Origin of the sequence: Clostridium sp. AM46-21 (assembly GCF_003480025.1) — a bacterium.
GTDB classification, from domain to species: Bacteria; Bacillota; Clostridia; order Lachnospirales; family Lachnospiraceae; genus Coprococcus; species Coprococcus ammoniilyticus.
In genome coordinates this window covers 130,801-142,281 of sequence record NZ_QUIB01000008.1, presented here as the reverse complement: position 1 = coordinate 142,281, position 11,481 = coordinate 130,801, and the positions used below count along the sequence as shown (strand labels likewise).

Annotated in this window: 13 protein-coding genes and 2 pseudogenes; 2 read left to right on the top strand and 13 right to left on the bottom strand. The window is 38.5% G+C overall.

Annotated features, from left to right (window positions below):
- Positions 1-1,073, bottom strand: a 1,073-nt coding sequence (locus tag DW959_RS07465) for an SIR2 family protein (RefSeq protein WP_182430065.1), incomplete at its 3' end; no start/stop codon positions are given.
- 437 nt (positions 1,074-1,510) lie between these two features.
- On the opposite strand from DW959_RS07465, the gene DW959_RS14165 reads away from it, so the two are divergent.
- The gene (locus DW959_RS14165; protein WP_173783846.1) at positions 1,511-1,663 is read left to right on the top strand and encodes a hypothetical protein; all 153 of its coding nucleotides are present in this window, start codon (positions 1,511-1,513) and stop codon (positions 1,661-1,663) included.
- Between the two features lie 64 nt (positions 1,664-1,727).
- On the opposite strand, the gene DW959_RS07460 is transcribed toward DW959_RS14165, so the two are convergent.
- Genes DW959_RS07460 through istA form a run of 3 tightly spaced genes read right to left on the bottom strand, consistent with a single transcriptional unit; the run spans position 1,728 to position 4,145 of the window.
- The gene (locus DW959_RS07460; RefSeq protein ID WP_117823448.1) at positions 1,728-1,907 is read right to left on the bottom strand and encodes a hypothetical protein; all 180 of its coding nucleotides are present in this window, start codon (positions 1,905-1,907) and stop codon (positions 1,728-1,730) included.
- The gene (gene istB, locus DW959_RS07455) at positions 1,900-2,673 is read right to left on the bottom strand and encodes an IS21-like element helper ATPase IstB (RefSeq protein WP_117823446.1); all 774 of its coding nucleotides are present in this window, start codon (positions 2,671-2,673) and stop codon (positions 1,900-1,902) included. The genes DW959_RS07460 and istB overlap by 8 nt, the downstream gene beginning before the upstream one ends.
- Entirely contained in the window at positions 2,673-4,145 is a 1,473-nt protein-coding gene (gene istA / locus DW959_RS07450; protein ID WP_117823443.1) for an IS21 family transposase, read from the bottom strand. Before istA ends, istB begins: the two co-directional genes overlap by 1 nt.
- A gap of 119 nt (positions 4,146-4,264) precedes the next feature.
- On the opposite strand from istA, the pseudogene DW959_RS07445 reads away from it, so the two are divergent.
- Positions 4,265-4,822 (top strand): annotated as a pseudogene (locus DW959_RS07445) (ATP-binding protein); the annotation flags it as partial.
- Positions 4,823-4,901: 79 nt separating this feature from the next.
- On the opposite strand, the gene DW959_RS07440 reads toward DW959_RS07445, so the two are convergent.
- From DW959_RS07440 to DW959_RS07405, 9 genes and pseudogenes are all read right to left on the bottom strand, one after another.
- A complete protein-coding gene (locus DW959_RS07440) occupies positions 4,902-5,429 on the bottom strand; it encodes a hypothetical protein (RefSeq protein ID WP_117823441.1) in 528 nt (175 codons plus the stop codon).
- 2 nt (positions 5,430-5,431) lie between these two features.
- Complete coding sequence (locus tag DW959_RS07435; protein ID WP_117823439.1) at positions 5,432-5,815, bottom strand: VOC family protein; 384 nt, start codon at positions 5,813-5,815, stop codon at positions 5,432-5,434.
- Positions 5,816-5,975: 160 nt separating this feature from the next.
- Positions 5,976-6,281 (bottom strand): annotated as a pseudogene (locus tag DW959_RS07430) (nucleotidyltransferase); the annotation flags it as partial.
- Positions 6,282-6,290: 9 nt separating this feature from the next.
- Positions 6,291-6,494, bottom strand: coding sequence for a 4Fe-4S binding protein (locus tag DW959_RS07425; RefSeq protein ID WP_117823437.1), 204 nt, complete (start codon positions 6,492-6,494; stop codon positions 6,291-6,293).
- Positions 6,466-6,762 (bottom strand): hypothetical protein, encoded by a 297-nt coding sequence (locus DW959_RS14560; RefSeq protein ID WP_226801072.1) that lies wholly within the window; start codon positions 6,760-6,762, stop codon positions 6,466-6,468. The genes DW959_RS07425 and DW959_RS14560 overlap by 29 nt, the downstream gene beginning before the upstream one ends.
- Positions 6,756-7,457 carry a Coenzyme F420 hydrogenase/dehydrogenase, beta subunit C-terminal domain gene (locus DW959_RS07420; protein ID WP_226801071.1) on the bottom strand — a complete coding sequence of 234 codons (702 nt, stop codon included), beginning with the start codon at positions 7,455-7,457 and terminating at the stop codon, positions 6,756-6,758. Before DW959_RS07420 ends, DW959_RS14560 begins: the two co-directional genes overlap by 7 nt.
- Before the next feature lie 39 nt (positions 7,458-7,496).
- On the bottom strand, positions 7,497-8,462 hold the full coding sequence (locus DW959_RS07415) for a Coenzyme F420 hydrogenase/dehydrogenase, beta subunit C-terminal domain (RefSeq protein WP_117823435.1): 966 nt from the start codon (positions 8,460-8,462) through the stop codon (positions 7,497-7,499).
- A gap of 218 nt (positions 8,463-8,680) precedes the next feature.
- Positions 8,681-10,087, bottom strand: coding sequence for an oligosaccharide flippase family protein (locus DW959_RS07410; RefSeq protein ID WP_117823433.1), 1,407 nt, complete (start codon positions 10,085-10,087; stop codon positions 8,681-8,683).
- Between the two features lie 352 nt (positions 10,088-10,439).
- Positions 10,440-11,480, bottom strand: a complete 1,041-nt coding sequence (locus tag DW959_RS07405) for a polysaccharide pyruvyl transferase family protein (protein ID WP_117823431.1) — start codon at positions 11,478-11,480, stop codon at positions 10,440-10,442.
- Position 11,481 lies beyond the last annotated feature (1 nt).

Here is an 11,481-nt window from a genome sequence, read left to right as displayed (position 1 = left end):
TACTTAGCAACAAGCTGTTTCGCAATACATTCTAATAGTATACTTTTACCATTACCTAACTTTGATTGAATAATTACTATATTTTTATATTTTAATAAACCTTCAATTTGTTCAACAATTTTATATCTGGAAACGCAATAATTCTTTTGATTAATATATCCTGTTACTAATTTTCCCTCAATTAGTAGTTTTAATACATCAACACTTGTATATGTCTTTTCAGTATAATATGTTGAAAGATCTCTTTTTTCAAAACCACATAACTTTTGCATCTGAATATTCGGCAAATATGTAGATTTTACTTTTAATATTTTTTTTGCCAATCCATCTACTCCAATTTTTTCTAAACTTCCATACCTTGAAATCATATATTCTTTATCATCATCATCAAAATCTCTATCAATAAAGAAACATTTATGCTTTATTCCTAAATTGGCAATATGTCGAACTAATTCCTGATCATATTGTAACGAGTATCCTATAAAAAAAATACATTCTGCTGATATAAAATCACTGTCAAACATTTTTTTCCAAGAACTCTCCAAAAGTCCGGCCTTTGTATAATTCTCATCTGTTATTTTAAATTCATCATAAAAGCTTTCCTCGTTTAAATTTAAAATACTTCCATTAATATGTACAATTGCTTGTTCCAATTGCCTTCCTGGTTTATACCTCTTATTTGTAATAGTTATTGAACTTCTTATATAACCACATTCTTCACTTGCCAACTCAAATGAATTATCGTAATTTGTAGTATATATTCTTTTCCACGGTAAATTTGCTATTATTTTCTGATCTTGAGATATCTCTGTACAAACTAATTCTTTAGATAAAAACTCTATAAATTCCGCTAATGACTTTTTACATTTTGGATCCTCTATATATCTCTGGGATGATATTGATAAATTATCTGATTCTTTTATACCTAAATTTCTACATATTGCTCTAGATAACTCCGCTCCTGTTTTCATATTTTGGCCGTTAAAATTTTTACCTCCTGTTGAAAAACCGGATCCTAAAAATAATATTCCATTGTGATCTAATATTTTCTTTATTCCATCTATCAAATTCATTTATATTACACCTCTCTAACAACTTTCCTTTTATTACCAAGTGCTGTTTCCTTTCTATTAATCTCTAATATAATATTTCATCTAATTGACCTATACGCTAATACATAGAAATAGACAACAAAATTACACCAATAAGATAGTACCTTCTCATATAATTAATTATTTTTTAATTATTTTCATGGATTTTAATTAGATCTGCCCCAAAAACATAAAAGAAATCTCCCCCTTAATCGATTATTTATACTTTATATATTATTCCTATTCATACGCAAAGTCAACATTTTTCGACATCAAACCGTTGCTTTCCATATCAAGTAAAAAGCCGGAACGTAAATGCTCCATAGCCGGTACCTATCCATCTTACCCGAATTTTTTTATAATTACCTCAACTAGTTGGAAAATAAGAGCGAAAAATCCAAATATACGGGAGGTAGATTATGGCAACACGACTTGCTATTCGGGAAAAGCAGTTAGAGACCTGGACTGCGATTATTCAGGAATGCATTGTAAATGTCAATGAAAAAGTTTACCAGTCGCTAGCGAAAAAGTTTACCACTCCGCTAACGAAAAAGTTTACCATTTGCTACTGAAAAAGTTTACCACTTTGGTTTAAATATAAGGGAATGCCCGTGGTAATTGACATTCCCCCGGATGTTAGCCGTAAAGCTTATCAGCTACACTCTCGTATGCATTAAGCATAAGTTCATAGTTGTCATCCAGTTCTCTTACGGTATGCTGTAGGAGCCAGATATCTTCTATGAACCTGTTGTATTTTCTGATCAGATCTGACTTCGTCAGTTCTGTGTTTTCATCAAGAAAGTGGTATTCATTCATCTGAGACGACCTCCTTTCCTGAAGTGATCACAGCTGCATGCTCGTCCCGATAAGGGTTGGATGAGTTCATGTTGAGTACGTGAGACATAAATGTCAGACGACCAACCAGAGCAGCTACCATTGTTTTATTTTCAAACATAGTTGTCCATTCAGAAAACTTGAGATTGGTTGATACTATAACACTCTGTCTCTCTGCCCGGTCAGATATGATCTTGAATAACAGCTCAGACTGATGAAGATTGAATGTCAGATAGCTGAGCTCGTCAATTATAAGAAGTTCGGCTTTATCCAGCTGACGCTCAAGCTTCATGAGGCTTCGGTTGTCCTGAGCTTCAATCAGCGAGTTAGCAAGATTTGCCGCAGTGTAGAATTTAACCTTCATGCCCAGGTTGCAGGCCTTGATGCCGAGTGCAATGGACAGATGTGTTTTGCCGGTACCGGGATTCCCGATCATAACTATGTTTTTACGTTTTTTGATAAAGTCACATGTTGCCAGTTCGTTAAGATAAGCTTCACCCAAGTGTTCAAATCTGTGCAGATCAAGCTCATCAAAAGTTTTTAGATATGGAAAATGAGCCGCTTTTATGTGTCTTTGTCTTGTTGCGGCCTGTCTGGTATCATACTCATTTTTCATGAGTTCGATCAGGAAATCTACATAACCGGCACCATCATCCAGACGCTGTATTATATCGTTGCAATGCTTGAAAGTTGGCAGTTTTAAGAGCTTGGAATAGAACTCTATTGCCTGCTGTTTTAATTCATCCATCAGCTCACCCCACATTTCTTATCAAATCTGACGAGATCAGGGTCAGCTACTTCAATGTCATTGCTCATGTGAATGAGATTGGTTTCCGCCGGTTTATGAAGATGGGTGCGGATGATGTCAACCGTAGGTATAATTCCTGATGGAAGGCTGTGTTTGACCGCAAGGATTTTTTCTTCACCATGATCCACACACAGTCTGAGAAGCTTAACCATTTCGGAATTGCCGCCGGGAAGCTTTTTGCCCCAGTCGATGAGTTCTTCAGCAACCATGTCACGTACTGGTTTTGCCTGAAATACGCTTCTTTGCTTGCGTTCAAGCAGATCGATGTAGTGTTCAAGACGGTAAGAAGTTTTTCCTGAACCGAAGAGCCTGTCATGTGTTGCAATAAGTTTGCCATTATACATGATGAGGACTTTATCTGCGTATCCTTTTACGGTTACTGTGCGACGTAGATATCTTACCGGTACTGAATAGTTATTCTTTTCAAACCTGACTGTAGAGTAATCACCTACTTCAGGAGTGGCAGTACGGCTTGTATCATACCTATATACAGGAACCGAATGAAGATACAATTGTTCCTCATGGTATGCTTCATTAACACTTATCGTTCTTGACTGAACTTTATGAGTTTTGCGGTAATTGAGGCAGTCCTCTATGAGCTTTGCATTAAGCTCTTCAAGAGACTTCGCTTTGGGGACTGGCACCATAAAATTTCTTCGTGAATAACCGACCAGATTTTCGACCAGACCTTTTTCGTTACCGCTTGCTATGTTGCAGAAATCAGTCTGAAATGCATAGTGAGCAGCAAATGCCGCGTAGCCATCGGTTGCTATAGCATGTTTGCCAAAGCCTTCTCTGACAGCAACCTTGGCATTGTCAGAGATCAGCCGATTGGGTACGCCGCCAAAGTAATCAAACATACGCTGCTGGGCTTCTAGAAACGATTCAAGGTTCTGCGTATAAAACAACTGGACAAATATGTCACAGCTGTAACATAAGCGCCCGCAGAAACTATACAGCTTTTGCTTGGTGCCATTTAGATAAACAGTGCATTCACCCCAGTCTATCTGTATGGCATCTCCGGGATCATACTCAAGTGGTATGTCTGCCTGTGGATGCACGGAATGCTCTTTTCTAAGATCGTTTACAGCCTTTCGGATGGTAGATTCACCTCCGGTGAATCCTTTCTCAGCGACAAGACGGTCATAAATGCGTTTTGCCGTGTGCCGCTGCTTTGCGAGACCTTCCTGTTCATCTTCTCTGAAACAAGAGAGAATGAATTCACGAGGCTCGTCGGTGATTATTGTCGAATCCCTGTGGTACTCTTTACGATTACCCGGGATAGTAGTTCCATCACAATACTTCGTGACTGTCTGCCTGGATATGCCAAGTGTTTTGGCTATGGTTCGGATCGACATTCCGTCATTGTGATGGGAACGGATAAGGTAATACATGTCCATTTCTACTTTCACACCTTTCGTCTCCTTCGTAAGATTTTGAACATAAAAATCTTACAGGATGTATTCCAGGTGGTAAACTTATTCAGTAGCGAAATGGACTAAAGTGGTCAACTATTATAATAGCGTTTACAGATATCAACTATACTTCCGGACGCAAGCTGAACAAAGATCTGATTCACAGACTTGCCACTTGCGAATATATCTCTGAACACCGGAATCTTTTTATTACCGGCGCTACAGGCTGTGGTAAAACTTACATGGCCTGTGCCTTTGGCATGGAGGCTTGTAAGCAGTATTACAATACCAAATATGTCCGTCTGCCCGATCTGCTTATAGACCTGGAGATGGCACGGACAGATGGCAACTACAAAAAAGTCATGGCTAAGTATGCCAATCCTGTTGTCCTGATTCTGGATGAATGGCTTCTGTTGAAACCAACAGATTCAGAACAAAGGGATATCTTCGAATTGCTCCACCGGAGACGCAAGAAATCTTCAACGATTTTCTGTTCCCAGTATGAATTCGAGGAGTGGTACGACCAACTGGGTGGCGATGACAGTCCTCTGGCAGATGCAATCATTGACCACATTGCCCATGACAGTTACCGCATCAACATCACAAGCATTGATGCCGAACATGACATCTCAATGCGTGAGGTTTATGGCTTAGACAAAACATTACGCGAGTAAACTCGCATACGATGATTTCCACTTCCCGGACATCTGATTTCCAGATTTCCGGAAGTGCGATTTCATCGCACGAGAATATTCAAAAGGGTAAGCCGGAATAGGTTTTAAAGCGCACACCAGAATAAAGCAAGACCGTCTCCCACAGGTGCTCATCTGTTGGCTCTGATCTCAGTTTTCTTACTGCTCTGTATCTCCGCCGCCGCTCTGCTCCAACACTAATTTTTTCTTTATCAGCAGTACTTGGGAAGTATACACCTTTCTGATATGGTAGGTATGAGGTAACGGAGGCTTTGGAGAGTTGAAGAGTATTTGCAGTTGAGAGGATTGCTTCTTTATAACTTTGTGTTTCTCGATACTCCTCAAAAGTATCCTGTACCTTCTCCGCCACTTCTGATTCATACACACCGGCCGTGATGAGCAGCTTTCTTACTTTGATTGGATTTAAGTTCATAGCATCTGCTATGGATTGGAGAGAACAATTCTCCCCATAAAGAGCCACAGCAGCATCCATCTGCTCTTTCAGATTCTTCCCGGCATCGTACTCCGGCTTCAGCTTCTTCCGGCCACCGCCGGATTTCCGAGATTTATACGCTCTTTTCTCTCCCATGATTATTCATGCAGCTCCAGCGGCAGTCCATCCGGATCATGGAAGAAAGTCATCTTCTTTCCGGTATAATCGTCAACCCGAATCGACTCACATTCAATTCCTACCTCTGCCAATTCATTCACTGTCTGTTCCACGCTATCAACGCAGAACGCAAGGTGACGTAAGCCACAAGCCTCCGGGCGGTTCACACGCTTCGGCGGATTTTCCTCTGCGAAAATCTCCAGTTCTGTGTGCTCATTGACACGCAGATCCAGCTTCCAGTCTTTACGCTCTGGGCGATAGTTTTCTCTAATAATAGGAAAACCCAGCTTGTTCACATAGAAATCCTTTGCGGCTTCATAGTCAGACACGATGATTGCGATGTGGTGTATTTTTGATAAATTCATTTTTCTTCTCCTCGTTATAAATTATAAAGTTTCTCCAACTTCATAGCATTCCGATCCTTGTCAGATATTATATACTCCCCTTCTGGCCACGGCTCACCTTCCCAAATAAAGTCAGAATCATATCTCACAGCTTTCGCACTTTCTCCGCAGAAGTCATTATCCACGGCTTTGTCCGGCCTTCTGGCAGAGTTCCCGGGATATCATTGATATCCTGGAAAGCGTAGTCTACAGTTACATTGTGTGAGGAACAAATGGAGGCAATGCGCTCACCGATGACCTCTTTGAACTCCTTTTCGATATCCTTACGGATGATAAATACCACATGATTGAAGCCAGCCTCCATCGCATCATGGATTGAGTAGTCCATGATGATGTGATTAGAAGCATCGACCGGTTTCAACTGCTTGATTCCTGTTCCAAAGCGGCTGCCGATACCGGCTGCCATGATAAGTAATGTTGTGTTCATATTCTCTCCTTACTGCGTTCTTTCCGCTTTTATCGGACATACTTTAATACATTGGTAGCACCGCACGCATTTACTTTCATCAATTTGTGGATATTCAAAGCCTTCTTCGTCCTCGACCATAGAAATAGCCTCTTTCGGACAGATGGCATAACAAGCCGTACATCCACAGCATTCTTCTTTTCTTTTATATAATATTGGAATCTCTCTTTCCACCTTTTACCACCAACTTTTTAATTTTTCTCTTAATCTTTCTCAAAAGCAACTTAGCATCATTTTTTAGTCCGATGCCACCGTATTTCTTGGCAACATACTCAAACGATTTATTTTCAAAGTCACTCCAGAACTGCTCTCTATTATCTGGTTTTGGAAATGGAGCTTTAAGAGGCGGCTGCATACTGTCCTCTAGCTTTGTCTGCTTCCAGATCAGTCTCTCTTTTACTTTTTCAAAGATTTTTTCTCCAGCCTCATTATTTACTAGCACCAATGAAACGCCCTTGTTATCATCAAACTCTGGTGCGGCTTTCTCGATCCCCAGTAATCTGCAATTGTAATATCTCCTGGATGCATTACAGACTTATAGGGACATTCATAGCAACTCGGCCGCAGAACGGTATGCCCGTAGAAAAGTTCCTTGAATACCCGACTACTCGTAGACTTTCCATTTTCAAAACAAAGTATTTCTACATGATCATGCCATCCAAAGTCTTTCTTATTTCGGAAGTCCACACTTGCAACTTTAGAGTGCATTTTCTGCTCTTGCCAACACAGATATGCCTCCCATATTTTTTTGCTTGGTACTCCGTGACAGACAATATCCACGCAGAACAAATTATCATACTCTTTTCCAATGTATTTTTTCAATCCTGCTACCTGACAGGAAGTTCCAGAAAAAAGTACACTTTTCTTAGCATCAAGATCTGTTTTGACACTTTTAAATGTATCACCTAGTTTACTCTGGATATATTTTGAGCCTCGCATTCGATTACGATCTTCCGCATTATCAGTGCGAATATGTACGGCATCAAATTCTTCCGTCAAAACACAACCATAGACCACACCACCGTTGGATAAAACCTGATCCGAAAGAGCTGTAAAAATACCACCTGATCTGGAAGCTGCTCTTGTCATTTCATCCTTATGTTTTACTGCATATACTTTAGGCTGCTTCCAGTTCATTATGCTGCCCTCCTTTCGGAGTAATCAGCATAATAAGTACTACCTTCTGTGTATCCCCCCCATTATTTTGAGGAGTTTATTCTTAATTTTTGTTTTCACTGGAACTGACCCATATTTCTTCATCACGAAATCAATTCCTTTCTTCTTATAATCATTCCAGAACTCTTCTCTTTGTTCAGACTTTTGGGTCGGAGCTTCAAGATTTGCCTGCCAGCATTGTATTGTATTACTTAATCTATAATCCAAATCACTTTGAATCTTTTCGAATAGTTTTTCTCCTCGGTTCGTATGAATCAAGAATAACGAATTACCATTAGAGTCATAGAAATTCGGAATGGTCTCCTCAATATGCCAGAAGTCGCCTATAGTCATATCTGTTTTTCTTTCTGTGGTCGCATAAGGGCATTCATAGCAAGAGGGCCGCAACGCACACCGGTTATAAAACACCCTAACATAATCTTTAAGAGGTCTCTCTGACCCGTTAACTTTCACGTAGGCTGTAGGCGATTTCCAGCCATTGCGCTTGTCTTTGAAGGTAAGATAAGTTATCTTTCCATCCTTCTTCTGTATTGATTCTGCATATTCTCTCCACAGTTTTGGACTTGGAGAGCCATGGCAGATAATGTCTACGATATGCACCCGATCACGGATTCCTTTAATTTCACTGAACTTCCGAAATCCATCTGATTGACATCCCATGCCAACAAAGAGCAATTCTTTCTTTGGATTATCCATTAACCAACGATACGCTTCCTGGTAAATATCACCGGGCTTGCTCTGCATATATTTTGAGCCTTTTGCTCTTTCACGCTGCTTCTCATCCAGAATCATCTGGAATTCCACAGTATGATTCTCATAATTATAGACTGCAGCCACCACTGCATCTCCGCTTTTCAGAAAAGCATTCGAAAGTGCAGTAAATGCGCCACCAGAAGAACTACTCATCAAGGCAGATTTGTCTTTTAACCTTCCTGCATATACTATTGTATCTATCAAATCCACCATAGGCTGTTTCTCCTGCGTATTATTTGTTTTTAATTACAGTTTTGACCTTGTGTAAACCGGCAAGAAATATAATCGTTGCACAAAAAGCACATTTGTCGCAATATATCTATAAATCGATTAACCTCCGAGCTTATCTACTACTCTCTAAAAAGCAGTAATAAGAATTGAATGAAAAATATAAAATCATGCGGAATACTCTCTTTAATCACAGCCAAAACCTATTTTCCAAAGCGACTTTTTACTAATTTCATGCCAGATTTCAACATATCAACATTCGTCAGCACTGCATAGATTGCCGTGATACAAAGTGCGATGAGCTGAATCATCTTATTTTCACAATAGTATGTTCCTATCAGCATAGTACCAATTAGAATGCTTCCAATAATAATGGGCTTCCGAATTCGCATATGCACAGTCTTATTAACATCAATATAGCGAATGATAAACATTGAAAAGAATGCAACCAGTGTAGATATTGATGCTGCAAAAATCTTAATTTTATTTATTAAAATCAAATTCACTGTAATATTGATTATAGCTGCAGAAATAGAAGTATAAGCAATCTTTTTTGCATTTTTCTGAGCTACATATATGCAACTATATAATCCGACGAGCACTCTAAAAAGCATTGCATACATCAAAATCAAGATTTGGTCATATCCAGCAACATACTTCTCATTAATCAAAATCGGGAATACAAACGGCATACACGCAACAATGCCAAAGCATGCAGCTGCAAACAGTTTAAAAAGAGACGTCATTGTTTCCGTTAGGAATTCGTCGCGATCCTCATCGTCAAAATGTAATGATACTGTCTCAGTCCAGGACAAATTCAAGATATTATAAAAGTTGATAAACACATTAGGAAACTTATTTGCTATAGAATAAACACCATTAGCAGCAGTTCCTAAAAAATGTGCAATTATAGTTCTATCTGACGCATTTACAACCCACCAAGCCAGATTATTGGGAATTAAAGGAATAGAATAAGCACCAACCCGTTTGAATACCGTCGGCCGAATACTCTTAGCAGAAAAATACTCCCACGCTTTGGATGTAAACACCAAATACAACAACGTCAAAAACTGAGCTATCAGAGTAGACAAGAACAATCCTTGCAGCCCCATTTTCAAAATAGCCAACGCAATGACATTTAAAACTGTTGTTGCTGAAGCGGATATAAACGATGCAATTGTATATTTAACGCTATATCCCAATCCTCTAACAAATTGAAGAAACAATGCCGTGTAGACATGCAGCACCACATACAGCAACAAAAAATACGCATTTTGAATTTTCAAAAAAGGTTCTACACAAACAAAAAGAATAATGTAAATAATACTTTGTATCGTACTAAATAGTAACAGCGTAGAAAAGAGTTTTCCTTGTTCTTCTTTGTTTCCACGATAATCAAGCATAAATCGGAACAGTCCCTGATCCAACTGCCAGTTTACGAGTGGAAGTAATAATGTTGAATATGTGACCAATAAATCAAACGTGCCATACTCTTCCGTTGACAGAATTGCCGTATATAAAGGAAGAAGGAAAAAACTAATACATTGCGTGCATAGTTTTCCCACTGTAAGTATAGCCGTATTTTTTGCTAATTCTGTTTTACGACTCATTAATATTATTCCTCATATAATTAATTATTTTTTGACTGTGTAGGATTTTTCAGTTCTCAACATCTCAGTGAATGAGCCAGAGCTATAGGCACTTCACTGTGTCAGATACTAAAATGACAACAGAAGGCTACTCGAAATAAACCTTCATTGATGTTCGTTTAACCAGTCCTAGCGTGTCTCCATCTCTCTATTGAAATATCTCTTCCATATCCATCAAGAATATCATTGTCTCCAGAAATCCTAACTGCCTTTTCCTATAACTATAGTAGTTATCAAGCAGGTGTCCTCCCCCATGGATACTATTCCTATCGACTCATTCCTTGGATTGTTGATTACTGACTCGCTTTCCATTTCAGACTTCACATGATTTAAGAGCATCTATATATATCTTTTGTGATTCCTTCCTTTTTTTTTCGATTATAGTCTCGAATAATTCATAGCTATGTTGTTTGGTAATCAGGCTCTCAAATTCATCATATGTAGCTGTCAACGACAACATTGCCTCTTCTTTATGTGTCCACTCAAGTAAATCTTTCAATTTTTTTGAACAACTATAGATAGCGCAATTCTTATGATTCAACAATGTGAAAATCGTCCCATGGAATGTCGTTGTATAAACACACTCAGAAAACTGAATATATGAACTAAACTCCAACGGGTGACAGTTAATATTCAAATCACACCAGGACTGATACAAACATATCGATACAAGTTTTAAATTATTCTTTCTTGCATATCTTTTTAAATATGCCTGATGTTCTTTAGGAACACTATATGAATAAACAATCATATATCTATCTTTAATCTTACGTTCGTGCGGAAAATCCAATTCATTAATAGGCAGTAACATCGTAGGATCACAAACAATTTCTACTTGCTTTGCAACAAGTTTTCCAACAATATTCTTAGTGTTTTCATCTCTAACACCCGCATACGTCATTTTTTCCAAGCACTCCCTAACCCATGGAAAATCATTATAATCCTTGAGTGCTGCCTGTCCTGCACTAGGTGCATATGCTATACAGCTTTTTTGCTCCACACCACCATAAAAAATCGGATTTTGAAATTGTGAAACCTTTATGTTCCAAATTTCATCACTACCTACTACTGTACAATCTAAATCACCAGTATTTTTCTGAATATCAAATTCCTTTAATGCCTGAGTCATGCGCTTATAACGTGCACATAAAAAGGGATATCGTTGAATACATCTAATCAATTCCTTTATGGTCTTGGGTTTAGAAAAATATTCCTTTTTTCGCTGCTTTTCATTTCTCCACTGTATAAAACACACATTATAGTTATTCTTTTCCAAAAAACATTTATTAGCATATGCTTGCAAATAAGCACCGCAGTTCGCCGAATCATACGGAGTTACTATTCCTATTTTCATA